Source organism: Bacillus sp. FDAARGOS_1420, from assembly GCF_019344915.1.
Classification (GTDB): Bacteria; Bacillota; Bacilli; order Bacillales; family Bacillaceae_G; genus Bacillus_A; species Bacillus_A mycoides.
In genome coordinates, this window is sequence record NZ_JAHWJB010000002.1 from 421,782 (window position 1) to 445,483 (window position 23,702).

The window sequence follows — 23,702 nt, forward strand, 5'->3', positions numbered from 1 at the left end:
TAGAAAATGAAAAATCATACAATATTAGTCGTTGTTTGTGTAAATAATGAAGAGCTTTTCGAGCAATGTGAGAGACAAATAAGAAACATTTTTGTTCCCCCTGGCTATATAGTACAAATTTTTCCGATACGAGATGCGAAAAGTATGGCAAGTGCGTACAATCGAGCACTTTCATATCCGGCGAAATATAAAGTATATATACATCAAGATACTTACCTTATTAATCGTGATATGTTTCATACACTTATTTCTCTTTTTAAAGAAAATGAAAAGCTTGGTTTAATTGGAGTAGCTGGTGCTCAGTTTTTACCGAGTAACGGGATATGGTGGGAAGGGAAAAATTTAGTAGGGAAAGTGATTGAATATAGAAGACAGAATTATCAATTATTAAATTCGGATCAGGGGTTTTATGGAAATCAATCTTTTATGTCAATGCAAGCAATCGATGGTTTACTCATGGCAACGCAGTATGATATTCCGTGGCGAGAGGATTTGTTTCAAGGATTCCATTTCTATGATGTGTCACAGTCTTTAGAATTTCAAAAGGCTGGATATTTAATTGGTATCCCTAATCAAGCAAATCTATGGTGTATTCATTACAACGGAGATGAGTTTGATGCGGATACATATGAGAAATACCGGGAAATTTTTGTGGAACATTATAAAGATGTACTATCTCCATCATAAGGGAGAGATGAAGGATGAAAGGGATTATTTTAGCAGGCGGGACAGGGTCGAGATTATATCCAATAACGAAAGTAACAAATAAACATTTACTTCCCGTTGGGCGGTATCCGATGATTTATCATGCGGTATATAAGCTGAAACGATGTGAAATTACAGATATTATGATTATTACCGGTAAAGAGCATATGGGAGATGTTGTGAGCTTCCTAGGAAGTGGTCAAGAGTTTGGTGTATCCTTTACGTATCGTGTGCAAGATAAGGCGGGCGGGATTGCGCAGGCGCTAGGACTTTGTGAAGATTTCGTAGGAAATGATCGGATGGTAGTTATATTAGGAGATAATATCTTTTCAGATGATATTTGCCCGTATGTTGAAGAGTTTACAAGTCAAAAAGAAGGGGCTAAAGTGCTGCTTCAATCTGTAGAAGATCCCGAGCGATTTGGTGTAGCGCATATTCAAGGCCGAAAAATAATTGGAATTGAAGAAAAGCCGAATGAGCCGAAAAGTTCTTATGCTGTTACGGGAATTTATTTGTATGATTCGAAAGTCTTTTCTTATATAAAAGAATTAAAACCTTCCGCAAGAGGGGAACTTGAAATTACAGATATAAATAATTGGTATTTAAAACGAGGAGTACTTACTTATAATGAAATGAGCGGCTGGTGGACTGATGCGGGAACGCATGCTTCTCTTCAAAGAGCGAATACGTTAGCGCGGGATATAAACTTTGGGAAACAGTTTAATGGAGAATAGGTGAAAATATGAAAGTTGTAGAAACAAATTTTACCGATGCGAAATTGTTAGAACCGAGATTGTTTGAAGACGAGCGAGGATTTTTTACTGAAAGTTATAATAAGAAGATGCTAGAATCGTTAGGGATTACGCATTCATTTGTGCAAGATAACGTATCTTATTCAGCGCATTCGGGGACGATTCGAGGGCTACACTTTCAAAAAAATCCGAAAGCACAAACGAAACTCATTCAAGTTATGCAAGGTGCAATATATGATGTTATCGTTGATTTGCGAAAAGATTCACCTACATTTAAAAAGTGGAGAGGTTATATTTTAAGCGCAGATAATCATAGGCAATTATTAGTGCCGAAAGGATTTGCTCATGGTTTTTGTACAATTGTACCTCATACAATTGTTATGTATAAAGTAGATGAGTATTATAGTGCTGATCACGATTCCGGTTTGCTTTGGGAAGATAAAGAATTATCAATTCCATGGCCGGTAACAAATCCTATCTTGTCCGATAAGGATCGAATATTACCATTACTTCAGGAATATGAAGATAGTTTTTAAGTAGGAGAGTTGTTTATGAATATATTAGTTACAGGTGGAGCTGGATTTATTGGAAGTAATTTCATTCACTATATGTTAAAAAACTATGAAACATATAAAATCATTAATTACGATGCATTAACATATAGCGGGAATTTAAATAATGTAAAGTCTATTCAAGAAAATCCTAACTACTCATTTGTAAAAGGGAAAATCCAAAATGGAGAGCTGCTGGAACATGTTGTTAAGGAACGTGACGTGCAAGTAATTGTAAATTTCGCAGCTGAATCACATGTGGATCGTAGTATTGAAAACCCAATTCCTTTTTATGATACGAATGTAATAGGTACAGTCACGCTGTTGGAGTTAGTGAAAAAATATTCACATATTAAACTCGTGCAAGTATCAACAGATGAAGTATACGGTTCTTTAGGGAAAACAGGAAAGTTTACTGAGGAAACCCCGTTAGCTCCAAATAGTCCGTATTCTTCAAGTAAAGCGAGTAGCGACATGATAGCCTTATCTTATTATGAAACGTATCAATTACCAGTTATTATAACGCGTTGTTCTAATAACTACGGACCGTACCAATATCCTGAGAAATTAATTCCGTTAATGGTTACGAATGCGCTTGAAGGAAAGAAACTACCATTATATGGTGATGGATTGAATGTAAGGGATTGGCTGCATGTAACGGATCATTGTAGTGCAATTGACACCGTTTTGCATAAGGGATGTGTAGGAGAGGTATATAATATCGGCGGGAATAACGAAAAAATAAATGTAGATGTTGTGGAACAAATTATAAAACTTTTAGGAAAAACGAAAAAAGATATTGAATTTGTAACAGACCGTTTAGGTCACGACCGTCGTTATGCGATTGATGCACAAAAAATGAAGAATGAGTTTGAATGGGAACCGAAGTATACGTTCGAACAAGGATTAAAAGAAACGGTGGAATGGTATAAAAACAATGTGGACTGGTGGAAACCACTAAAAGAAAAGTAAGGGGCATGTAGATGAAAGAACGGATTATCATAACGGGAGCGAACGGTCAGCTAGGGAAGCAACTACAAGAAGAGTTGAATTCTGAGGAATATGACATATATCCATTTGATAAAAAGTTATTAGATGTAACAAATATATCCCGAATTAAGCAAGTGGTACAAGAAATAAAGCCACATACAATTGTTCATTGTGCAGCGTATACGAAGGTAGATGGTGCTGAGAAAGAACAGGATCTTGCTTACTTAATAAATGCGATTGGAGCTCGAAATATAGCGGTTGCTTCACAATTAGTAGGGGCTAAGTTAGTGTATGTCAGTACCGATTATGTATTTCCAGGTGACAAACCGGATGGCTATCATGAATTTCATAATCCAGCACCGATAAATATATATGGAGCTTCTAAATTTGCAGGAGAGCAGTTCGTAAAAGAGTTACATAATAAATATTTTATAGTTCGTACATCGTGGTTGTATGGTAAGTATGGAAATAATTTTGTGAAAACGATGCTACGATTAGGAAAAGAGAGAGAAAACATATCTGTTGTAGCGGATCAAATTGGCTCTCCTACGTACGTGGCAGATTTAAATATGATGATTAATAAGCTCATTCACACTTCTTTATACGGTACGTATCACGTATCCAATAGAGGATCATGTTCTTGGTTTGAATTTGCCCAAAAAATATTTTCGTATGCAAATATGAAAGTGAATGTATTACCTGTTTCAACTGAAGAATTCGGATCGGCGGCTGCGAGACCAAAATATTCTATCTTTCAACATAACATGCTACGATTAAATGGTTTTTTACAAATGCCTACTTGGGAAGAAGGATTAGAAAGGTTTTTTATAGAAACAAAAAGTCATTAACAAAAATTTATGTTAGTGACTTTTTTGTTTGCCTTTAAGAGGTTTTATGGTACTATAATTATAGTATCAGGTACTAATAACAAGTATAAGTATTTCTGGGAGGATATATCATGGAACTATTACAAGGGAAAACATTTGTTGTTATGGGCGTTGCGAACCAAAGAAGTATTGCATGGGGAATTGCTCGCTCTTTGCATAATGCAGGTGCAAAATTAATATTCACATATGCAGGAGAGCGTTTAGAAAGAAACGTTCGTGAACTAGCGGAAACATTAGAAGGACAAGAATCACTTGTATTACCTTGTGATGTAACGAATGATGAGGAACTTACAGCTTGCTTTGAAACTATTAAGCAAGAAGTTGGTACAATTCACGGTGTTGCACACTGTATTGCTTTTGCAAATCGTGATGATTTAAAAGGCGAATTTGTAGATACTTCTCGCGATGGATTTTTACTTGCACAAAATATTAGTGCATTCTCTTTAACAGCTGTAGCAAGAGAAGCGAAGAAAGTGATGACAGAAGGCGGAAATATTTTAACTTTAACATACCTTGGCGGCGAGCGCGTTGTGAAAAACTATAACGTTATGGGTGTTGCGAAAGCTTCATTAGAAGCTAGCGTGAAATATTTAGCGAACGATTTAGGACAACATGGCATTCGCGTTAATGCTATTTCTGCAGGACCAATTCGTACGTTATCTGCGAAAGGTGTAGGCGACTTTAACTCAATCTTAAAAGAAATTGAGGAGCGCGCACCACTTCGTCGTGCGACGACTCCAGAAGAAGTTGGAGATACAGCAGTATTCTTATTCAGTGATTTAGCACGCGGAGTAACAGGTGAAAACATTCATGTTGATTCAGGATATCATATTTTAGGATAAATATAATAGGAATTAAAGTTTAAAAAGGACAGTCTCTAAACGTTGAGACTGTCCTTTTTAATTGTTCCCAGAAAGAACGATTTTTAACGAAAGTTCTAGCCACGTTATGAATATAACTATAATAGTACACGATTTATCCAGCTACGTATGGAAGTGGGAGGGACGAGTGTGAAGAATAAAAATAAAAGTTCAACAGTTGGAAAACCGTTGTTATATATTGCACAAGTAAATTTAGAACTCGCTGCACCGAAAATAAAAAGAATTATTTTAACGAATTTTGAAGATGAGGATCAAAAAGAGCAAAGTAATAGAAATGAAAGTATTGTAAGTAGTGCTGTGGAAGAAGTGGTAGAACAAGAGAAACAAGAACCACGAGAGGAGCCTCAAGTGGAGGTGGAAGAAAAAGTAGAGGAAGAGCAAGTGAGAACGGTCCCTTACAATAAATCCTTTAAGGATATGAATAATGAAGAAAAAATTCATTTTTTATTAAATCGTCCTCATTACATTCCGAAAGTAAGATGTAGAATAAGAACGACTACCGTCTCATATATAGGATCGATTATATCTTACCGTAATGGCATTGTATCCATTATGCCACCAAATAGTATGAGAGATATTCGATTATCTATAGAAGACATCAAAACGATTGATATGGCCGGTTTTTAAATATGTAAAGGTGGTAGAAAGCTTCTACCACCCCAATAGTTTTTTAGTTTACTTAACTATAGAAACGTCGCGTAAGCACTGAATAGCACAGAAGCAGCTTAAATCAACAGTAATGCAAGTAGATGTCGAGATTAATCTTGCATTTGGTACAGCTAAAAACGTACAAATTGGATCGTCGCCAGGTGGTACAGGAGACCCATCACCTAATACTACAGTTAACACACGTAGGACAGCACAGCTATCGTCATCTACGCTTTCTACACGGAAAATTGGAGATTGGCAGCTAGTAAGGCTTGCAGATGGTGCAAATGCTTCAAATGGCGTTCCAGCTTTTGTGTATAAAATAAAAGGGCGTGTATTTGCTACTGCTGCTGTATTGTGTGCTCCTAAAAAGGGAATTTCACAACCAGAACCACATGTTGAACTAGAGCAATCTTGTAGTTCATTGATGAATTTTACGACGTCAACTACGCAGTGAGAAGAGCTATGGTGTTTATTTTCGTTACAACTCATTAATGTCACTCCTTATCTTCTTGTTTGTATTTACATTAATAAGATATTGGAGTGGGGGAGATTTGGTCACAATCTTAAGACCTTTTTTTTTAAATAGGCTAAAGAGGATAGGGAAGGTGGAATTATGTTATTTACAAGCTGGCTTTTATTTTTTATTTTTGCGCTAGCTGCATTTAGGTTAACTCGTCTTATTGTTTATGATAAAATTACAGCTTTTTTGCGAAGACCGTTTATTGATGAGTTAGAGATTACAGAGCCTGATGGAAGTGTATCGACTTTTACAAAGGTGAAAGGGAAAGGATTAAGAAAGTGGATTGGAGAATTATTAAGCTGCTATTGGTGTACAGGTGTGTGGGTTAGTGCTTTTTTATTAGTTTTATATAAATGGATTCCTATTGTTGCAGAGCCTGTACTAGCATTATTAGCCATTGCAGGTGCAGCAGCGATCATTGAAACAATTACAGGATATTTTATGGGAGAATAATAAAGTGAAACTTTAATCAGTAGGGCATTGCCCGCTTGTTATTAGCCCGCACCAATCGTGATAAATCTTCATGATGTTAGAAAAAGCGGAGTTTAAGAGGATGCGGGAACGGAAATAAGGAGTTGTTCATATAGTAAATAGACAGAATTGACAGTAGAGGAGATGTTTGCTGTGAGCAATAATCCAAGGCAAAATTCATATGATCTACAGCAGTGGTATAACATACAGCAACAGCAACAAGCACACCAACAGGCATATCAAGAACAGTTACAGCAACAAGGGTTTGTGAAAAAAAAGGGATGCAACTGTGGGAAAAAGAAAAATAAAATAAAACAATATGAAGAATGAAACACTCATGTTACTGTGAGTGTTTTTTATTGTAAAAATAAAAAGCGGTATTTCAATTAAGAAATACCGCTTTTTACTAGCTAATTTGTGCAACTGTTAATGCTGCAGCACGAATGTCTACAGTTCCAAATAATTCAACTGGTACGATTTGAATCAAGTCGCCAGGATTCAAGTTAATAAGAATAACACCACTGGAAACGTCTACTTCACCAGTACCGACAATGTTAGCCCGGACTGCCGTTCCTGATCCTGGAATAATGTTATCTGGTGTGTCCAATGTTAAGAAGAATCGAGCGGCATTTGGTGGTGCAGGAACATTTTCAAGACTCACTGTTAATGTATAACTGATTTGATAAATACCAGCTACTTGAATTCGAATGCCAGCTCCGACACTTACTGTATTATTTATTACAGGAACAGTAATATTTGGGTTTGGACTTACGCTAGGTAATAGTAGTGGTGTGAATAATGAAGCAAACTGAGGTGCAGAAGCGTTGAAAGCAAAACCGAAGGCAGGTAGTGTACTAGCTGGTTTCGCCTCACAATCAATGTTATTAAATTCGCAATCAGAAGAGAACATGTTTTTCACTCCTTTATCTGTTTCTACTTTCAGTTAATGAAAAGGACAGGTTCTATGTTCTAGACAAGTTCCCAATTTTATAAAAAATACATAATAATACCTTTTAAGCATGGATTGGGTGGCAGAATCATCTGCCACCCAATCCATGCTTAAATTAGTATTCAGTTTTATATAGAAACATCGCGTAAGCATTGAATAGCGCAGAAGCAACTTAAATCAACAGTAATACAAGAGGAGGTTGATACTAATCTTGCATTTGGTACAGCTAAAAATGTACAGATTGGATCGTCACCAGGTGGTACAGAGGTACCATCACCTAAAACTACAGTTAATACACGCAATACAGCACAGTCATCATCATCTATACTCTCTACACGGAAAATTGGAGATTGGCAGCTAGTAAGACTTGCAGATGGTGCAAATGCTTCAAAAGGTGTTCCAGCTTTTGTGTATAAAATAAAAGGACGTGTATTCGCTACTGATGCAGTGTTATGTGCTCCTAAAAATGGAACTTCGCAACCAGATCCGCATGTTGTAGTTGCGCATTCTTGTAGTTCATGTATAAAACGAACGACATTTGATACACAGTTGAAATCACAATCATGGTGATGATGATCTTCATTACAATTGCAGCTCATTATGTTCACTCCTTATCGTGAGTTCTGACATACACTATTACAATATGAACGGGATATGATTGATATTACGTTAATTCTCAGGATAGAAACAGGGAATTTATATAGAGGGGATGTACATAACGTGATATGCAAAAAGACACCCTTATTTAATGGGTGTCTTTTCAGGTAAATCTTTTCGCGCAGTATATAAAAAACGAGATATATCTAGTTTTTTTCCTCTGAAAAATTGCGGGGAGGAAATGTAAAGTTCTTCTTTTGCGCGTGTAATGGCGACATAGAGTAATCGTCTTTCTTCTTCTAATGCTTCAGAAGTCTCAGTTACACGGTCATTTGCATCTTTTAAAGAAGAAGTATGCGGCAATATACCATCGCTTGCTCCGAGTAAAAAGACGCATGGAAACTCAAGGCCTTTCGCGTTATGAATTGACATAAGCGATACGGCATCTTTTTGCGGCATTGTTTTTAATGCTTCCATTTCTTTTTGACCTTGAATGGCCTCGTTAATAAATTGTAAGTAAGCTGGAATATCCGTAAAGCGAGTTGCTGATTCCATCAATTCTTCTAACATTTCTTCTTGTATGTCCTTATGCATCGTAAAGGAAGAACGATCATTACTTTGTAAGTACTCTAAATACTTTCCTTTACCATGAATAATTTCTTTCAATGCTTTTTTCGGTTCAAGTTCTTTTATAAACTTAATAAAATCGATTCGCTCATTTACTTTTTTAACTTGAAAAGGTTTCAAGCTCGGGTTTAGTAATAGAAAATGAAGAAGAGAAGGGAAACGGCCCTCACCATATTTCCATTGTTCACGTTCAATAAATGAAATGCACTCATCACGGCCAATATACATTGTTGGTAATATATTTGAAAGTGATTCGAGGCGGAACGGTTCAAGCACGAGTCGTAAGTGATCTAATACGGGCCTAATTAAAGAATGTTCGTAGAACGATTGGCTCGCTCCATGTTTAATAAATGGAATCTTATGAATTGTAAGCTGATCAAGTAAAGAACGGCTTACAGAATGTGTACGATATAATAAACAAAAATCTTTATAATTTCGTTCACCACGATCTACTTTTTCCTGAATGAGTTGCAAAATTTGATTTGCTTCATCAAGAGTTGTAGCTGGTCGTGCGTAAAATGGTTGTACACCTTCTTCACGAACAGAATATAGCTCTTTATCAAAACGTTCTTGATTTAGCTTAATAACTTCATTTCCAAGTCCGACGATAAATGGATTAGATCGATAATTCGTATTAAGTGCGATAATCGTTGTATTATCAAATTCCTTTGGAAAAGATAAAATAATTTGGTGACTTGCCCCTCGCCAGCCGTAAATCGCTTGATCGTCATCACCTGCGATAAATAAATTATTTCTCGGCGTGGCTAACAATTTTACAATTTCATATTGTGCATACGACGTATCTTGAAACTCATCTACTTCAATGTAATGAAAACGCTCTTGTAATTGAGTAAGCAGGGGAGCGTTATTTTCTAACATATAATACATTTCTAATAAGATGTCGTCAAAATCGATATAATTGTGTCGTTGTTTTACCTCTTCGAAACGTTCGTATACTTCTTTGAACTCTTGTTCAACCGGTGTTTTCGCTTTTACATCTTTCGGACGATTCAATTTGTTTTTCTCAAGTGAAATCATAGCGAGTATCGTTTCGGCATCATAATCGTCTTTTAAGCGCAATTCTTTCAAAATTTTCTTTATCATAATTTGTTTATGTTTTTCATTTGCTAAAATTTGCTGATTATATCCTTGACTACGAAGCAATTTTAAAAAGACAGAGTGGAATGTACCAGCAACGACATAGCTACTTGCGGCATGATTCATACCAGGTAAATTCGCTACACGGCTTCGAATTTCTTCAGCTGCTTTTTGTGTAAACGTCAGCAGCAAAATATTTCGCGGATGGACATGTTTTACATTAACTAAATAACCAACGCGAGTTGTTAAAACAGATGTTTTACCACTTCCAGCACCAGCTAGTGTAAGGACAGGTCCTTCTGTCGTTTGCACTGCTTCTAACTGTTTTTCATTTAAATAAACACCTTGCTGTTCTAAAGCGCGGAAATACGCCGCATCTGCATCTTCTTCCATAATTAAATGGGTAGATGTTTTCGGAATATGATACGTCGCTTGCGGAATACCAGCGTGTGTTAACGATTTTTGTGAAAATTTTTCTTGTGTCATATATTCACCTTCAAAACTATAGCATCAACATTTAACTTTAGCGGAAGAAAAAGAAAATAGCAATGTAAAAAACAGGAGGGGCTACCTCCTGCTACAAAATTACCCCGCTATTTGCGGGCAGTAAAACTCTCACTTCAAAATTCAGGTGCCCGTAAACGCCCGATTGGTGAAGGCTAATAATCAGTGGGGGATGAACAAAACCCCCACTGATTAAAGTTTCACTTTATAATTCTTTTATCATTACGACGTGCGGGATATTTGCTTCCATAAACACATCAGAAGCCGTCACGTATCCTAGCTTTTTATAGAAAAATTCAGCATGTGTTTGAGCATGGAGTTTCAATTTCGGTAGAGACTCTTCCTTCGCATACGCTTCAAGTGCATCCATAATGATTTTACCAATGCCTTTTTTACGATGTGAAGCTAGTACGCAAATGCGCTCCATTTTTCCTATTCCATCAACGATGCGGAAGCGACCAGCACCAACTGGAACATCATTATCATATATAACAACGTGTGTTGAAATCTCTTCAAACTCATCATACTCTTCTTCTGCAGAAACACGTTGCTCATTCACAAATACTTGCTTACGTACAGAGAATGCATCTCTTAGTTGTTCGTCCGTTTGTACGATTTGTGCGTGCAAATTAGTTGTTCTCCTTTCCAAGGTGGAATGTTTCATGTACAGTCCACGTTCCATTTTCTAATTGGTATAGAAGGTGGAAACGATCGATTGGTTGCTCATAATAGAAATCTTTCATACGTAATCGACCTAATACATCAGCGTGCTCTGCGTCTGATAAGTCTTGACCGATTGTTAAATGAGGTACGAAAGAGTACTCGCGCTCTTGTGTAAAGAAACCATTATGCATTTCTTCATTTAAGAAAGTAAGTTCAGGTGTTTTTTCTACTTTAAAATAAAGAACATTATTAACAGGTGCGAATGAACCGACTTTCCCAACATGAAGGGTGAAAGGGTTCGTTTTATTTGCGATTGTATGTAACTCATTCACAATCGATTCTAATTGTTCATCTTGCGTCTCAAAGGGTGTTTTCAATGTAATATGTGGCGGAACTAATGCGTAATGCGGATCATAACGTTTACGTAATCCGTTCGCTTTATCTTGAATCATTTTTGATGGGAAAATTACAATTCCTAATTTCATGTTCCAATTCCTCCCTTTGCAAGTCTAGTTAGATTTTGAGAATAAATCTCTTTATCTATTATATCAAATTATTCTGAATACCGCTCTCTATTATTTCATTGATAGAATATGAGAAAATGCTTTCGGTAAATCTGCTTGCCAATATTTCCATGTGTGATTCCCTTCAAACTCTTCATAATACGTGATGAAATTTCTATCTGTAAGTAGTTTATTTAACTCGCGATTTGGTTCTACGAAATCAGATACTTGTCCGTCTGTACGCTTGACAGCTGTTTCTTCGGTCCCAATTACGTGATAAAGATCTAGCGCCCCCGGATTTTTGAAATCTTTTGCTAAGTTCATGACTGTTTCATCAACAAATGGTGATTGCATAACGACCTTACCAAATGTATGCGGATACATAAGTGCGGTCATGAGGGAAACTGTACCGCCGAGAGAATCTCCAATTAAAACGCGTCCTTTACCCATTTGATATGTTGGATAATTTGCATCAATATATGGAGCAAGCTCATGAGCAAGGAAACGAATGTAAGCAGCATTCTTTACATCATTTGGGAAATATTTTTCCTTACGATCGTGTACATTTTTATATGGAATACCGACAATAATTGTGCGGTCGATTTCTTCAGTTTCACGAAGACGCTCAATTACACGGTGGGCTTTACCAAGCTGAAAATAATCTCTACCATCTTGTGCAATAACAACCGTATGCTTATGGAGAGGTGTGTAATTTACTGGTAAATAAACAAGAAGTGTAAGCTCCTCTTGAAGTGATGTACTAAAAAATGGAATTTCTTCAATTCTCCCTATTGTTTGATTCATGTATATCCCCCTAAATAAAAATTTACTGTAATGATTGTAAGAGCGACGCTTGTAGTGAAAAGGAAAGAAATAATCACTAATAGGTGCCTTAATTTCTATTTTACCATAATGGTACGAAGAATCTAAAAAATTAGTATTTAAGTTGTGAAAGAAAACGGATATAATGAAGTGGGATTTTTTACAGGTGAGAGGGGAGACAGGATTTGAAACAAGAAAGATCAATCGCACTACCACTAGCAATTTCCATTATAGCAATTTCATTCGCAGCTGTTTTTGCAAAGATGTCCTCAGCACCATCTTCCATTTTAAGTATGTATCGATTATGGATTATCGTACTTATTATGCTGCCGATCGTTTGGAAAAAACGGGAAGAGTTTAGTAGGATTCAAATAAAAGATTGGGGATTTTTAATTGGATCTGGTTTCTTTTTAGCTCTTCATTTTCTTCTATGGTTTGAATCCTTAAAGCATACGACAGTTGCTAGTTCGACGATTATTTTAGCACTTCAACCGATCGTATCTTTAGTGGGAGGTTTTTTCTTATTTAAAGAAAGAACAACCTATTCAGCAATTGCGACGATGGGAATTGCGATACTAGGCGTAATGTGTATTGGCTGGGGAGATTTAGGGCTAAGTAAGCAATTTATGGGGATATATTATCCTTTTTAAGTGTAATAGCAGTTGTCGGTTATTTATTTATCGGACAAACGACAGTAAAGAAAGTATCTCATTGGATTTATAGTTTCACTGTATTTGCCTTCGCTGGTATATTTATAGCGATTTATAACGTTATACTTCAAGTGCCGTTTACAGGCTATACGAAGTGGGATTGGAGTATTTTTCTTTTACTTGCGATTGTACCGACAGTGTCACACGTCATTAATAATTGGTTATTAAATTACGTAAATGCAACAACCATTTCAATGAGCATTTTAGGAGAACCAGTAGGGGCATCTATACTAGCGTTCTTCTTACTTGGAGAAAAATTAAATGCAATGCAAATTATCGGTAGCATGCTCGTATTGTTTGGTGTATCTGTTTTCTTACTACAGCAACAAAAGCGAACAGCAAAAAATGTGGTGAACGAACCGGCTTATACACAGGAATTATAACGAGTTTATTCTAATATGCGAAAAGAGAAGTTATTGGTAACTTCTCTTTTTTTTGTTCCATGCAGAAAATAAAACAGATTAATAGGGGGAATTACCGCCATGTAGCATGAAAAAAGATAATATATAGTGGAGTTACATCATACGTTTCTCATACAAATATAGAGGGGGAAGGAGAGACTAAATGAAAGAGATTTTAATGAAATACATGACAAATCTTACAACATTAAGTGAAGAACAGCAGCGCATGATCGTAGAAGAATTACAAATTGAAGAGTATAAAAAAGGAACAGTGCTCCTAGGGCAAGGAGATGTTCCATCTAAATGTTATTTTGTATTAAAAGGATGCGTGAGGCAGCATTGTATAGATGAATCTGGAAAAGAAGTTACATCAAATTTTTATACAGAAGAACAAGCAATCGCAAATTTCAATCATCATAAGCAAGATAAATCATCCCCACATACGTTAACGTGCCTAGAAGATTGTCTAGTTGTAGTTGGCGATTTGTATAGTGAAAAGGACATGTATAAGAAATATTCACAGTTAGAAGAAATGACGCGCCAAATGATTGAATACAATTTTGGTGAAGTACAAGAAGAACTTACATTATTTATTGCATCGACACCAGAAGAGCGCTACAAATCATTATTACAAAAACGACCTCATTTAATCGATCGTGTTCCTCAATATCAATTGGCAAGTTATCTAGGTATTACGCCAGAATCATTAAGCAGAATTAAGAAACGACTCAAACAGTAGAGTTTTTTCCACCTCTAAGCAATAGCCATATACTAAATCCTAGTTCACCTGCGATCATCGGTAGTTGAAAGACAACGTTAAGAATGGAAATAATCGCATCATATTGTGAAAACATCGTATTCATTACGTTAATGATGATATAGCCGATTGCAGCAATGAGCAGTAATATACTAATAGTTTTCGGTATGTTTTTAGATTGAAAGGTTACGTATCCTAAGGTGAGAAGATGTAAGCCGAAAATGATTAATCCTACAGACCAAATGTATTCAAAAGCTTCTAGAAATAACATTGTATATGCTTCTGAATTAGCAACTGTGTTTTTTGAAAGAAGTAATACAAATATTAAATTGAATATAGCAATCCCAAGTATAGCTGTATACATAAGACGAAGACAGGCAGCTAGTAATGAGAGGCTAGTATGGATAGGTTTTAGAAAGAAATAAAGAGCCCACGAGGCGATAATATCCGTAATGAAAATGATAATCCATCCGAAAATTTCTGCTTTGAAAAGTGAACTTGAAGTTTGAATATTATGGAGTGTCGTGCTCGCATCTCCTTGTACAACGAGATTCCCGTGAACAAAACCGTAAGAAAAAAATGCAGCAAATGCCATAATAAGAAGAGAAGCACCAGTAAATAAGGCAAACTTTCGTTCATTCATATGTCGTCCTCCTATTTCAATATTACTTTTATTTTAATAAGGGAAGGAGGGGAAGTCATTGACTTAAATCAAGAGAGGAGAGAGCGTAATGGAATTTCCATCAAAAAAAGATGTATGGTTATATCCAATCTTTTTCATTGTTTTAGGCGCCTGTTTCGCTCCAATATTTGCAGGGAGAGAATATTTTCTCTTATTTTTTACAATTCCATTAGCTATACTGTTTAGTTGGAGTTGGTTTTCAACAAAATATATCGTTAAGGAAGAAATAATTATAATTACATCAGGTCCCGTTAAAAAACGTATATTTATACGAGACATAAAACGAATTTCCAATACAAAAAATCCAATCGCAGCTCATGCACTATCATTCGATCGATTAGAAATTGTTTACGGATCATATGAAACAGAGATTATTTCTCCTAAAAATAAAGAACAATTTATTAATCTTGTGAAAAGTAAAAATCCGCACATTGAAATAAAGTAAAAGAGTGGCTACGAAGCCACTCTTTTACTTTGGATTTGTCATATAAGGTTGTACATGAATGACGCATAGGTCACGAAATTTTCCTTCAGCAGTTGTAACAATTACGACTGCTCTTCCTGCACTTTGTCCAGTAATCGTCACAGTTTCACCTTTTGGATATATTGTGATGACATCAGAATTCATATTTGTCCAAATAAGTTCTTTATTCGTCGCTTGCATTGGTAAAACGGAAGCTGATAACTCAGTACTTTGCCCAGTTTTTATTTTTAACTTATTTTTTTCCATATGAACACCGATAACTGAAATAACAGAAGGAGCAATTGAAATTTTGGGTGGATTAGGTTGAATGTTTAAACGAGAAGCAGAAGTATTTGTAATAGGTGAAAATTTTCTTATGTGTTGTTGCTGGAAAGCTGCTAACATGTTGGAGTCCCCTTTCTGTATAAATGCTGATACTAATACTATAAAGGAGCAGTGTTATATTAAATTTAACGAAACATAAAGAATTTGTTAAATTTGAGAAGAAGATTGTCGAACTGTAAAAAGAAAGCTCTGCTGTTGCGATAACAGCAGAGCTTTCTTTTTATAGATTATTACGGTGTTGTTTTTCAAAATCCTCAAATTTCTCTTCAACTTCTTTTGAAGGCTGTGTTAGTAAACTAACAATTACGATTACTAGTAAACTAATAGCGAAACCAGGAATCATTTCATATAAGAAATCTTTTAAGAATTTAAACTGTGTCCAAATAATTACTGTGGCTGCACCTGAAATCATGCCAGCAAGTGCGCCCCATTTCGTCATACGTTTCCAATATAAGCTTAATAAAATAGCGGGTCCAAATGAAGAACCAAATCCAGCCCAAGCATATCCAACAAGAGCTAAAATCGTATCATTTTGTTTAAACGCTAATGCGCACCCGACTAAGGCGATAACAAGTACAGCCATACGACCGACAAATACAAGCTCTTTATCAGAAGCAGAACGTTTAAAGAATGTACGATATAAATCTTCTGTTATAGCACTAGAAGTAACAAGAAGCTGAGATGAGATTGTACTCATAATCGCTGCTAAAATCGCTGCTAATAAAAATCCAGTAATAAGTGGATGGAATAAAATTTTTCCAAGTTCAAGGAAAATTGTCTCTGGATTAGATAACGTCAACCCTTGTTGTGAATAGTAAGCAATACCGATAAGACCAGTAAACATAGCTCCGACAACAGAGAAAATCATCCAGCTCATACCAATTCTTCGTGCGCTTTTAATTTCTTTTACAGACGAAATTGCCATAAAGCGTACGATAATATGAGGTTGTCCAACATAACCAAGGCCCCATGCGAATAAAGAAATCATTCCTAAAGTAGAGGCACCTTTAAAAATATCTAAACGTGTTGGATCTACAGATCGAATTGTGTCAAACGCAGGTCCAAGTCCGTTCGAATTCATAATTGTTACGATAGGAACAAGAATAAGAGCAATTACCATAATGATTCCTTGCACGAAGTCTGTCCAACTTACCGCTAAGAAACCACCAAATAATGTGTAAGCCACGACAACTGCTGCGACAATGAATAATCCAACATGATAGTTCATACCAAATGAATTTTCAAATAATACAGCACCTGAAACTAGTCCTGAAGCTACATAAAAAGTAAAGAAAATCATAATAACAAGTCCGGATACTAAGCGTAGCATATGAGATTTGTCGTGGAAACGGTGTTCCAAAAATTCTGGGATAGTAATAGAGTTGTTTGCCATTTCAGAGTAGGTACGTAAGCGAGGAGCGACATAAAGCCAGTTTGCGTATGCGCCTAGTGTTAGGCCGAGCGCAATCCAACTACTACTTAATCCAACGCTAAACATTGCACCGGGTAATCCCATTAAAAGCCAACCACTCATATCGGATGCTCCAGCACTTAATGCTGTTACTGCGGGGCCTAGTGTACGCCCGCCAAGCATATAATCTGTTAAGTTGGACGTTCGTTTGTAGGCGAAATAGCCGATTACTAACATCCCGAGCATGTAAATAGAGATAGAAGTTAAAGTTAACATCTGCGTACTCATGTAGTTCCCCTTCCTTTTGTCATGTCTTTTGATGCGTTATGCATATTTATAATCTATCATGATTATTCTGAAAAATCCATTCGAAAATACGAATTTTCTGAAATGTAAGCGTTTTTCGACAGTGTTTTTCTTTTGTAATATATAATTTTCTGACAAAAAACCTTAATTTTAATAGAGTATTTATTATATTTACATAAAAACAGGTTGTTTTGTCAATATAATATCGGATGAAGAAAAAATATTTTTTTTTGGAAAAGTATTGACTTATTAGAAACGTGAGGAATATAATGAGTGCAACTTAAAAAAATGCAAGCGTTGATGAAGAAGAGTACACATGATGAACATGTCAGAGAGCTGATGGTTGGTGCGAATCAGTATGGAATTGATGTGGAATGGGCTTCGGAGCTTCCAAACCGAAACGAAAGAAGTAGGCTTTGGCGACATGATCTCATCGATATAAGAGACACGTATTATTTTTGATACGGCAAAGTGCGTTACATTCGTAACGAATTAAGGTGGCACCACGGGAGTACCCGTCCTTTCTATAGGATGAGTACTCCCTTTTTGTGTATAAAAAATTAAATAAGCTAAATCGTTTAAGTAAGAAGAGTACGTATATTGGAGACGTTTCAGAGAGCCGGGGACAGGTGGGAGCCCGGTGCGGTGCCATATACGGAATGGGCTTACGAGAGGTATGCTGAACAATTATTTTCAGTAGGCAACCCGGGTTCCGCCGTTACAAGGATAAGGTATATATTTTGTACCTGAATAAAGCGGGATGCTTTTGCGTCCAACCTGAGGTGGTACCACGGTAAATTTATCGTCCTCTACATATTTCGATATGTAGGGGACTTTTTTATTTTTCAGAGTGAGGTGAAAGGCATGATGACAAAAGAGGAATTTATGAAGCAAAAAGAACAAGGAGAAACATTTTTAGTAATCGCTGAAGAAGAAGGAGATAGCATTACGCCAATTTCTTTATATAGACGTATGAAGGGGAAGAAAAAGTTTTTACTAGAAAGCTCGCAGCTTCATCAAGATAAAGGGCGCTATTCTTACTTAGGGTGTAATCCTTATGGAGAAGTGAAAAGCGTTGGTATGGAAGTCGAACGAACGACATATGGGCAAACAGAAAAGTTGCAAGCTAACGTACTGCAAGTGTTAGAAGAGGTAATCGCACCAGTGCAAGTAGACAGTCCGTTCCCATTTTGCGGAGGAGCAGTTGGTTATATTGGCTATGATGTCATTCGGCAGTATGAAAACATTGGAGCAGATTTACACGATCCATTAAATATTCCAGAAGTACACCTTTTACTATATCGTGAGTCTACCGTTTACGATCATTTACGCCAAAAGTTGTCGTTTGTATATGTATGCAGGGAAGACGATTCAGCTTCTTATGAAGAAGTATACGAAAGATTGCAAGTATACAAAGAGGAAGTGTTAAAGGGAGAAGAAGCGGAAGTAAATGAAATACAATCAACGTTATCATTCACTTCGTCCATAACTGAAAAAGAATTTTGTGAAATGGTAGAAACAGCGAAAGAATACATTCAGTCCGGAGATATTTTTCAAGTTGTATTATCCCAGCGTTTGCAAAGTGAATGTATTGGAGATCCATTTGCATTATACCGGAAACTTCGAATTGCAAATCCATCACCATATATGTTCTATATCGATTTTCAAGATTATGTTGTACTAGGCTCTTCACCAGAAAGTTTACTATCAGTAAGAGACGATAAGGTGATGACAAACCCAATTGCCGGTACGAGGACGAGAGGGAAAACGAAGCAGGAAGATGAGGAAATCGAAAAAGAACTGTTAGGAAATGAGAAAGAGCGAGCAGAGCATATGATGCTTGTGGACCTAGGACGAAATGATATTGGCAGAGTAAGTGAAATTGGCTCTGTGACGATAGATAAATATATGAAAGTAGAAAAATACTCTCACGTTATGCACATTGTATCTGAAGTTTACGGAACATTGCGAAAACAAACGAGTGGATTTGACGCATTAGCGTATTGTTTACCAGCTGGTACAGTATCAGGTGCTCCGAAAATTAGAGCGATGGAAATTATTAATACGTTAGAGCATGAAAAAAGAAATGTATACGCCGGAGCAGTTGGATATATTTCATTCTCAGGAAATCTTGATATGGCGCTAGCAATTCGAACGATGGTTGTGAAAGATGAGAAAGCGTACGTTCAGGCAGGAGCGGGTATCGTCTACGATTCAGACCCGGTTGCTGAATATGAAGAAACATTAAATAAAGCGAGAGCGCTTTTGGAGGTTATGAAATGATTGTACTTATCGATAATTATGATTCATTCACATATAACTTGTATCAACTGTTAGGCGAGTACGAGGCAGGAATTGTTGTCGTAAGAAATGATCAAATAACAATTGAACAATTAGAGGAGATGAAGCCGAAAGGAATTGTGCTATCACCAGGACCTGGGAAACCAGAAGATGCTGGAATTTGTATCGATGTTATTCGTCACTTTTATAAGAACGTTCCCATCTTAGGAATTTGCCTTGGCCATCAAGCAATCATATCCGCATTTGGAGGAGGAATTGTTAGAGCAGAGCGCATTAAACACGGAAAAACATCGCGTGTGAAACATAACGGAACGTCAATCTTTTCGTACGTAACGCAGCCGCTAACGGCAATGCGTTACCATTCACTCGTCGCAGCGCAAAATAGTTTACCACAATGCTTTGACATACTCGCGACGGCGATGGATGACGGAGAAATCATGGCAGTTCGTCACAACTATTATCCGCTCTTCGGATTACAGTTTCACCCAGAATCAATTGCAACAGAAGAAGGCGGAAAGTTAATACGTGCCTTTTTAGCAGAAGTGAAAGAGGAGGAGAGAGTATGAACAGTTATCTTCGAAAATTAGTAGAGGGACAACATTTAACAGAAGAAGAAATGTATGAAGCGGGACTTCTTTTATTAAGTGACAACATATTGGAAAGTGAAGTTGCAGCTTTCTTAGTATTGCTGAAAGCGAAAGGCGAAACAGCAGAAGAAATATACGGTCTTGTGCGTGCTCTTCGAGAAAAGGCATTACCGTTTTCAAATCATATAAAAGGCGCGATGGACAATTGCGGAACGGGTGGTGACGGTGCACAAACATTCAATATTAGTACAACATCGGCATTTGTACTTGCCGGAGCTGGTGTAAAGGTTGCGAAACATGGAAACCGCGCTGTTTCTAGTAAAACAGGAAGTGCTGATTTATTAGAAGAACTTGGTGTAAACATAAGCTGTACGCCGGGTGAGATTGACTATTTATTAGAGAATGTAGGTATTGCCTTCTTATTCGCACCAGCGATGCATCCAGCATTAAGACGTATTATGAAAATAAGAAAAGAATTAAACGTTCCGACGATCTTTAACTTAATTGGCCCTTTAACGAATCCTGTTAACTTAGAAACACAATTTGTCGGTATTTATAAACGAGATATGTTATTGCCAGTAGCGGAAGTGTTGCAGAAACTTGGCAGAAAACAAGCGCTCGTCGTAAACGGAAGTGGCTTTTTAGATGAAGCATCATTACAAGGAGAAAACTGCGTCGCTATTTTAAAAGACAACGAAATAGTTGAAATGAGTATTGCACCAGAAAACTACGGTTTCTCAAGAGTGAAAAATGAAGAAATTAGAGGCGGGAATTCGAAAGAAAATGCAAAGATTACGCTCGGAGTATTAAGCGGAGAAAAGAGTGTCTATCGCGATACTGTTTTATTAAATGCAGGTCTAGCCCTTTTCGCAAATGGAAGAGCAGAAACGATTGAAGAAGGAATTACACTAGCGGCACATAGCATTGACTCTGGAAAAGCATTAGAAAAATTAAACTTATTAATTGCAGCAAGCCATGAAAAATTAGAAAGGGTGAATTAAAATGGGGACGATTTTAGACAAAATTGTAGAGCAAAAGAAAGTAGAAGTTGCGGAGTTATATGAAACATATTCACCAGTGAAAGAAAAAAGGAAAACACACTCACTTGTAAAAGCTTTAGAGCAGTTTACTGTAATAGCAGAGGTAAAGCGAGCGTCTCCATCAAAAGGCGATATTAATTTACACGTTGATGTGCCAAAACAAGTGAAAACATATGAAGAATGCGGTGCTGGAGCAGTTTCGGTTTTAACAGACGGTCAATTTTTTAAAGGGTCGTTTCACGACTTACAAACGGCAAGAGCAGAAAGTAACATTCCGCTTTTATGTAAAGATTTTATAATCGATAAAATCCAAATTGATAGAGCGTATGAAGCTGGTGCAGATCTTATTTTATTAATTGTTGCAGCATTGTCAAAAGAGAAATTAAACGAGCTTTATAACTACGTGCTAGAAAAAGGATTAGAAGCGATTGTTGAAGTTCATGATGAACAGGAATTAGAAATTGCAATCCGATTAAATCCGCACGTTATCGGTATTAACAACCGTAATTTAAAAACATTTGAAGTAGATTTAAGCCAAACTGAAAAGCTCGGAAAACGGCTGAATGAGGAAAACCTACTTTGGATTAGTGAAAGCGGCATTCATTCAAAAGAAGATATCATTCGCGTCAAACGAGCTGGTGCAAAAGGCGTATTAGTCGGAGAAGCGCTTATGACATCATCTTCTATAAGTAACTTTTTCGAAGACTGTAAGGTGAGCATATGAAAGTGAAGATTTGCGGCATCACTGATATGGAAACAGCGCAAAGTGCGTGTGAATATGGCGCAGATGCAATCGGATTTGTTTTTGCAGAAAGTAAACGCCAAATCACTCCAGAGCAAGCGAAAGAAATTATTGGGGAAATTCCAGCCCACGTTTTCAAGGTCGGTGTTTTCGTAAATGAATCAGTAGAAGTGATCCAGAAAATTGCAGAGGAGTGCGGGTTAACGCATGTGCAACTACATGGGGATGAAGACAATGATCAAATAATAAGATTGAATATTCCGTCTATAAAAGCGGTAGGAGTAGCTTTAGAGAAAGATATTGAATGTGCGAAAAAATACGATACAGATTATCTGTTATTTGATAGCCCGAAAGAAAAGTTCCACGGAGGAAACGGAAAGACATTCTCATGGGAGTTACTTGCACATATGCCAAAAGCATTGCGAGAGAAAACGATATTAGCTGGCGGATTAAACATCCTTAATATAGAAGAAGCAATTCGAACTGTTCGGCCATATATGATCGATGTGAGTAGTGGGGTAGAGACAGAAGGAAAGAAAGATTTGGAGAAAATAAAACAATTTATTAAAAAAGCGAAGGAGTGTTCCAAATGAATTATGCATATCCAGATGAAAAAGGGCATTACGGTATATACGGAGGACGATACGTTCCAGAAACGTTAATGCAATCCGTATTAGAACTAGAAGAAGCATATAAAGAAGCGATGCAAGATGAAGCGTTTCAAAAGGAATTAGATCATTATTTACAAACGTACGTTGGAAGAGAAACACCGCTTTATTTCGCTGAAAATATGACGAAGTATTGCGGCGGAGCAAAGATTTATTTGAAACGTGAAGATTTGAACCATACGGGAGCTCATAAAATTAACAATACAATCGGTCAAGCACTTCTTGCGGTAAGAATGGGTAAGAAGAAAGTTGTCGCTGAAACAGGAGCAGGACAACACGGAGTTGCAACAGCTACTGTATGTGCACTTTTCGGTTTAGAATGCGTCATCTTCATGGGAGAAGAAGATGTGAGACGACAAAAATTAAACGTATTTCGAATGGAATTACTCGGAGCAAAAGTAGAAAGCGTTGCGGCAGGTAGCGGCACGTTGAAAGATGCGGTAAACGAGGCGCTTCGTTACTGGGTTTCACATGTACACGATACGCACTACATTATGGGATCAGTTCTCGGGCCACATCCATTCCCGCAAATTGTTCGTGATTTCCAAAGTGTAATTGGGAAAGAAACGAAAAAGCAATACGAAGCGTTAGAAGGAAAATTACCAGAAGCAGTCGTTGCTTGTATTGGCGGTGGTAGTAATGCAATGGGAATGTTTTATCCGTTCGTACACGATGAAGAAGTTGCTCTTTACGGTGTTGAAGCAGCTGGAAAAGGTGTTCACACAGAAAAGCACGCAGCCACTTTAACGAAAGGAAGTGTCGGTGTTTTACACGGATCGATGATGTACCTTCTGCAAAATGAAGAAGGGCAAATTCAAGAAGCACACTCTATTTCGGCAGGGCTGGATTACCCAGGTGTTGGGCCAGAACATAGCTTGCTAAAAGATATTGGCCGCGTTTCTTATCATTCCATTACAGATGAAGAAGCGTTAGAAGCATTTCAATTATTAACGAAAAAAGAAGGGATTATCCCGGCATTAGAAAGTTCACATGCTGTTGCATACGCTTTAAAACTAGCGCCGCAAATGAAGAAAGACGAAGGACTTGTCATTTGTTTATCCGGCCGCGGTGATAAAGATGTAGAGAGTATAAAACGTTATATGGAAGAGGTGTAAAAA

The 23,702-nt window shown here is 37.0% G+C and carries 27 protein-coding genes, 1 pseudogene and 2 other annotated features; of the genes and pseudogenes, 18 read left to right on the forward strand and 10 right to left on the reverse strand.

What is annotated here, in order from left to right:
• Positions 1 to 6 precede the first annotated feature (6 nt).
• The 7 genes from I6L50_RS12415 (at position 7) to I6L50_RS12445 (ending at position 5,393) form a co-directional block, all read left to right on the forward strand.
• Complete coding sequence (locus I6L50_RS12415) at positions 7 to 687, forward strand: glycosyltransferase family protein (RefSeq protein ID WP_219301725.1); 681 nt, start codon at positions 7 to 9, stop codon at positions 685 to 687.
• Between the two features lie 14 nt (positions 688 to 701).
• A complete protein-coding gene (locus I6L50_RS12420) occupies positions 702 to 1,439 on the forward strand; it encodes a sugar phosphate nucleotidyltransferase (protein ID WP_002030415.1) in 738 nt (245 codons plus the stop codon).
• An 8-nt stretch (positions 1,440 to 1,447) separates the two neighbouring features.
• Positions 1,448 to 1,993, forward strand: coding sequence for a dTDP-4-dehydrorhamnose 3,5-epimerase (rfbC, locus tag I6L50_RS12425; RefSeq protein WP_002134993.1), 546 nt, complete (start codon positions 1,448 to 1,450; stop codon positions 1,991 to 1,993).
• Between the two features lie 15 nt (positions 1,994 to 2,008).
• Positions 2,009 to 2,980: a dTDP-glucose 4,6-dehydratase gene (gene rfbB / locus I6L50_RS12430; RefSeq protein WP_219301726.1), complete on the forward strand. Its 972-nt coding sequence runs from the start codon at positions 2,009 to 2,011 to the stop codon at positions 2,978 to 2,980.
• 11 nt (positions 2,981 to 2,991) lie between these two features.
• Positions 2,992 to 3,846, forward strand: coding sequence for a dTDP-4-dehydrorhamnose reductase (gene rfbD, locus I6L50_RS12435; RefSeq protein WP_002134996.1), 855 nt, complete (start codon positions 2,992 to 2,994; stop codon positions 3,844 to 3,846).
• A gap of 110 nt (positions 3,847 to 3,956) precedes the next feature.
• Positions 3,957 to 4,727, forward strand: a complete 771-nt coding sequence (fabI, locus tag I6L50_RS12440; protein WP_002011384.1) for an enoyl-ACP reductase FabI — start codon at positions 3,957 to 3,959, stop codon at positions 4,725 to 4,727.
• A gap of 147 nt (positions 4,728 to 4,874) precedes the next feature.
• The gene (locus tag I6L50_RS12445) at positions 4,875 to 5,393 is read left to right on the forward strand and encodes a CotO family spore coat protein (protein WP_195743474.1); all 519 of its coding nucleotides are present in this window, start codon (positions 4,875 to 4,877) and stop codon (positions 5,391 to 5,393) included.
• Positions 5,394 to 5,441: 48 nt separating this feature from the next.
• On the opposite strand, the gene exsY is transcribed toward I6L50_RS12445, so the two are convergent.
• Positions 5,442 to 5,906, reverse strand: a complete 465-nt coding sequence (gene exsY, locus I6L50_RS12450; protein ID WP_002135000.1) for an exosporium assembly protein ExsY — start codon at positions 5,904 to 5,906, stop codon at positions 5,442 to 5,444.
• Positions 5,907 to 6,030: 124 nt separating this feature from the next.
• Here exsY and I6L50_RS12455 point away from each other — a divergent pair, with 124 nt between their 5' ends.
• Both I6L50_RS12455 and I6L50_RS12460 read left to right on the forward strand, forming a co-directional pair.
• On the forward strand, positions 6,031 to 6,390 hold the full coding sequence (locus I6L50_RS12455) for a DUF1360 domain-containing protein (RefSeq protein WP_000899658.1): 360 nt from the start codon (positions 6,031 to 6,033) through the stop codon (positions 6,388 to 6,390).
• Between the two features lie 162 nt (positions 6,391 to 6,552).
• Positions 6,553 to 6,738, forward strand: a complete 186-nt coding sequence (locus tag I6L50_RS12460; RefSeq protein WP_002064286.1) for a hypothetical protein — start codon at positions 6,553 to 6,555, stop codon at positions 6,736 to 6,738.
• A gap of 76 nt (positions 6,739 to 6,814) precedes the next feature.
• Here the strand turns inward: I6L50_RS12460 and exsF are convergent, their stop codons facing one another.
• The 6 genes from exsF to I6L50_RS12490 all read right to left on the reverse strand — a co-directional run bounded on the left by exsF (position 6,815) and on the right by I6L50_RS12490 (position 12,153).
• Positions 6,815 to 7,318, reverse strand: a complete 504-nt coding sequence (gene exsF / locus I6L50_RS12465) for an exosporium protein ExsF (RefSeq protein ID WP_113937694.1) — start codon at positions 7,316 to 7,318, stop codon at positions 6,815 to 6,817.
• A 167-nt stretch (positions 7,319 to 7,485) separates the two neighbouring features.
• On the reverse strand, positions 7,486 to 7,956 hold the full coding sequence (gene cotY, locus I6L50_RS12470) for a spore coat protein CotY (protein WP_113769138.1): 471 nt from the start codon (positions 7,954 to 7,956) through the stop codon (positions 7,486 to 7,488).
• Positions 7,957 to 8,098: 142 nt separating this feature from the next.
• Positions 8,099 to 10,165, reverse strand: coding sequence for an ATP-dependent helicase (locus I6L50_RS12475; protein WP_219301727.1), 2,067 nt, complete (start codon positions 10,163 to 10,165; stop codon positions 8,099 to 8,101).
• 223 nt (positions 10,166 to 10,388) lie between these two features.
• Entirely contained in the window at positions 10,389 to 10,811 is a 423-nt protein-coding gene (locus I6L50_RS12480; protein ID WP_002064289.1) for a GNAT family N-acetyltransferase, read from the reverse strand.
• A 1-nt stretch (position 10,812) separates the two neighbouring features.
• Positions 10,813 to 11,331: a YjcG family protein gene (locus tag I6L50_RS12485; protein ID WP_002011397.1), complete on the reverse strand. Its 519-nt coding sequence runs from the start codon at positions 11,329 to 11,331 to the stop codon at positions 10,813 to 10,815.
• A gap of 90 nt (positions 11,332 to 11,421) precedes the next feature.
• Positions 11,422 to 12,153 carry an alpha/beta hydrolase gene (locus I6L50_RS12490; RefSeq protein WP_219301728.1) on the reverse strand — a complete coding sequence of 244 codons (732 nt, stop codon included), beginning with the start codon at positions 12,151 to 12,153 and terminating at the stop codon, positions 11,422 to 11,424.
• Positions 12,154 to 12,356: 203 nt separating this feature from the next.
• On the opposite strand from I6L50_RS12490, the pseudogene I6L50_RS12495 reads away from it, so the two are divergent.
• Together I6L50_RS12495 and I6L50_RS12500 are read left to right on the forward strand one after the other, a co-directional pair.
• A pseudogene (locus tag I6L50_RS12495) lies at positions 12,357 to 13,264 on the forward strand (DMT family transporter).
• Positions 13,265 to 13,445: 181 nt separating this feature from the next.
• The gene (locus tag I6L50_RS12500; RefSeq protein ID WP_219301729.1) at positions 13,446 to 14,021 is read left to right on the forward strand and encodes a Crp/Fnr family transcriptional regulator; all 576 of its coding nucleotides are present in this window, start codon (positions 13,446 to 13,448) and stop codon (positions 14,019 to 14,021) included.
• Here the strand turns inward: I6L50_RS12500 and I6L50_RS12505 are convergent.
• A complete protein-coding gene (locus tag I6L50_RS12505; protein WP_113937698.1) occupies positions 14,011 to 14,682 on the reverse strand; it encodes a DUF4386 domain-containing protein in 672 nt (223 codons plus the stop codon). The genes I6L50_RS12500 and I6L50_RS12505 overlap by 11 nt on opposite strands.
• Positions 14,683 to 14,770: 88 nt before the next feature.
• Between I6L50_RS12505 and I6L50_RS12510 the strand changes: the two genes are divergently transcribed.
• Positions 14,771 to 15,166, forward strand: a complete 396-nt coding sequence (locus I6L50_RS12510; RefSeq protein WP_088038902.1) for a PH domain-containing protein — start codon at positions 14,771 to 14,773, stop codon at positions 15,164 to 15,166.
• A 24-nt stretch (positions 15,167 to 15,190) separates the two neighbouring features.
• Here the strand turns inward: I6L50_RS12510 and I6L50_RS12515 are convergent, their stop codons facing one another.
• On the reverse strand, positions 15,191 to 15,589 hold the full coding sequence (locus I6L50_RS12515; RefSeq protein ID WP_002125992.1) for an Ig-like domain-containing protein: 399 nt from the start codon (positions 15,587 to 15,589) through the stop codon (positions 15,191 to 15,193).
• A 160-nt stretch (positions 15,590 to 15,749) separates the two neighbouring features.
• A complete protein-coding gene (gene putP / locus I6L50_RS12520; RefSeq protein WP_201038541.1) occupies positions 15,750 to 17,228 on the reverse strand; it encodes a sodium/proline symporter PutP in 1,479 nt (492 codons plus the stop codon).
• A gap of 306 nt (positions 17,229 to 17,534) precedes the next feature.
• Positions 17,535 to 17,772, forward strand: a binding site (T-box leader).
• A 42-nt stretch (positions 17,773 to 17,814) separates the two neighbouring features.
• Positions 17,815 to 18,059 (forward strand) — a binding site (T-box leader).
• A gap of 51 nt (positions 18,060 to 18,110) precedes the next feature.
• Between putP and trpE the strand changes: the two genes are divergently transcribed.
• The 6 genes from trpE to trpB are packed head-to-tail and all read left to right on the forward strand — an operon-like array spanning position 18,111 to position 23,699.
• Positions 18,111 to 19,529: an anthranilate synthase component I gene (trpE, locus tag I6L50_RS12525; protein WP_219301730.1), complete on the forward strand. Its 1,419-nt coding sequence runs from the start codon at positions 18,111 to 18,113 to the stop codon at positions 19,527 to 19,529.
• Positions 19,526 to 20,113: an aminodeoxychorismate/anthranilate synthase component II gene (locus I6L50_RS12530; protein WP_219301731.1), complete on the forward strand. Its 588-nt coding sequence runs from the start codon at positions 19,526 to 19,528 to the stop codon at positions 20,111 to 20,113. The genes trpE and I6L50_RS12530 overlap by 4 nt, the downstream gene beginning before the upstream one ends.
• Positions 20,110 to 21,135, forward strand: a complete 1,026-nt coding sequence (gene trpD / locus I6L50_RS12535; protein WP_219301732.1) for an anthranilate phosphoribosyltransferase — start codon at positions 20,110 to 20,112, stop codon at positions 21,133 to 21,135. Before I6L50_RS12530 ends, trpD begins: the two co-directional genes overlap by 4 nt.
• Position 21,136: 1 nt before the next feature.
• On the forward strand, positions 21,137 to 21,898 hold the full coding sequence (gene trpC / locus I6L50_RS12540; RefSeq protein ID WP_219301733.1) for an indole-3-glycerol phosphate synthase TrpC: 762 nt from the start codon (positions 21,137 to 21,139) through the stop codon (positions 21,896 to 21,898).
• Positions 21,895 to 22,509 carry a phosphoribosylanthranilate isomerase gene (locus I6L50_RS12545; RefSeq protein WP_219301734.1) on the forward strand — a complete coding sequence of 205 codons (615 nt, stop codon included), beginning with the start codon at positions 21,895 to 21,897 and terminating at the stop codon, positions 22,507 to 22,509. The genes trpC and I6L50_RS12545 overlap by 4 nt, the downstream gene beginning before the upstream one ends.
• Entirely contained in the window at positions 22,506 to 23,699 is a 1,194-nt protein-coding gene (gene trpB / locus I6L50_RS12550) for a tryptophan synthase subunit beta (protein ID WP_002086917.1), read from the forward strand. Before I6L50_RS12545 ends, trpB begins: the two co-directional genes overlap by 4 nt.
• Positions 23,700 to 23,702 lie beyond the last annotated feature (3 nt).

What these genes read in the sequence shown, in the direction of transcription:
- trpE (WP_219301730.1), top strand. Translation starts at nt 18,111, where the DNA reads ATGATGACAAAAGAGGAATTTATGAAGCAAAAAGAACAAGGAGAAACA.
- I6L50_RS12415 (WP_219301725.1), top strand. Translation starts at nt 7, where the DNA reads ATGAAAAATCATACAATATTAGTCGTTGTTTGTGTAAATAATGAAGAG.
- I6L50_RS12515 (WP_002125992.1), bottom strand. Translation starts at nt 15,589, where the DNA reads ATGTTAGCAGCTTTCCAGCAACAACACATAAGAAAATTTTCACCTATT.
- I6L50_RS12475 (WP_219301727.1), bottom strand. Translation starts at nt 10,165, where the DNA reads ATGACACAAGAAAAATTTTCACAAAAATCGTTAACACACGCTGGTATT.
- trpC (WP_219301733.1), top strand. Translation starts at nt 21,137, where the DNA reads ATGGGGACGATTTTAGACAAAATTGTAGAGCAAAAGAAAGTAGAAGTT.
- I6L50_RS12490 (WP_219301728.1), bottom strand. Translation starts at nt 12,153, where the DNA reads ATGAATCAAACAATAGGGAGAATTGAAGAAATTCCATTTTTTAGTACA.
- trpB (WP_002086917.1), top strand. Translation starts at nt 22,506, where the DNA reads ATGAATTATGCATATCCAGATGAAAAAGGGCATTACGGTATATACGGA.
- I6L50_RS12455 (WP_000899658.1), top strand. Translation starts at nt 6,031, where the DNA reads ATGTTATTTACAAGCTGGCTTTTATTTTTTATTTTTGCGCTAGCTGCA.
- exsY (WP_002135000.1), bottom strand. Translation starts at nt 5,906, where the DNA reads ATGAGTTGTAACGAAAATAAACACCATAGCTCTTCTCACTGCGTAGTT.
- I6L50_RS12505 (WP_113937698.1), bottom strand. Translation starts at nt 14,682, where the DNA reads ATGAATGAACGAAAGTTTGCCTTATTTACTGGTGCTTCTCTTCTTATT.
- trpD (WP_219301732.1), top strand. Translation starts at nt 20,110, where the DNA reads ATGAACAGTTATCTTCGAAAATTAGTAGAGGGACAACATTTAACAGAA.
- I6L50_RS12485 (WP_002011397.1), bottom strand. Translation starts at nt 11,331, where the DNA reads ATGAAATTAGGAATTGTAATTTTCCCATCAAAAATGATTCAAGATAAA.
- exsF (WP_113937694.1), bottom strand. Translation starts at nt 7,318, where the DNA reads ATGTTCTCTTCTGATTGCGAATTTAATAACATTGATTGTGAGGCGAAA.
- I6L50_RS12530 (WP_219301731.1), top strand. Translation starts at nt 19,526, where the DNA reads ATGATTGTACTTATCGATAATTATGATTCATTCACATATAACTTGTAT.
- rfbC (WP_002134993.1), top strand. Translation starts at nt 1,448, where the DNA reads ATGAAAGTTGTAGAAACAAATTTTACCGATGCGAAATTGTTAGAACCG.
- I6L50_RS12420 (WP_002030415.1), top strand. Translation starts at nt 702, where the DNA reads ATGAAAGGGATTATTTTAGCAGGCGGGACAGGGTCGAGATTATATCCA.
- I6L50_RS12510 (WP_088038902.1), top strand. Translation starts at nt 14,771, where the DNA reads ATGGAATTTCCATCAAAAAAAGATGTATGGTTATATCCAATCTTTTTC.
- fabI (WP_002011384.1), top strand. Translation starts at nt 3,957, where the DNA reads ATGGAACTATTACAAGGGAAAACATTTGTTGTTATGGGCGTTGCGAAC.
- I6L50_RS12460 (WP_002064286.1), top strand. Translation starts at nt 6,553, where the DNA reads ATGTTTGCTGTGAGCAATAATCCAAGGCAAAATTCATATGATCTACAG.
- cotY (WP_113769138.1), bottom strand. Translation starts at nt 7,956, where the DNA reads ATGAGCTGCAATTGTAATGAAGATCATCATCACCATGATTGTGATTTC.
- I6L50_RS12445 (WP_195743474.1), top strand. Translation starts at nt 4,875, where the DNA reads ATGGAAGTGGGAGGGACGAGTGTGAAGAATAAAAATAAAAGTTCAACA.
- I6L50_RS12545 (WP_219301734.1), top strand. Translation starts at nt 21,895, where the DNA reads ATGAAAGTGAAGATTTGCGGCATCACTGATATGGAAACAGCGCAAAGT.
- rfbD (WP_002134996.1), top strand. Translation starts at nt 2,992, where the DNA reads ATGAAAGAACGGATTATCATAACGGGAGCGAACGGTCAGCTAGGGAAG.
- I6L50_RS12500 (WP_219301729.1), top strand. Translation starts at nt 13,446, where the DNA reads ATGAAAGAGATTTTAATGAAATACATGACAAATCTTACAACATTAAGT.
- putP (WP_201038541.1), bottom strand. Translation starts at nt 17,228, where the DNA reads ATGAGTACGCAGATGTTAACTTTAACTTCTATCTCTATTTACATGCTC.
- rfbB (WP_219301726.1), top strand. Translation starts at nt 2,009, where the DNA reads ATGAATATATTAGTTACAGGTGGAGCTGGATTTATTGGAAGTAATTTC.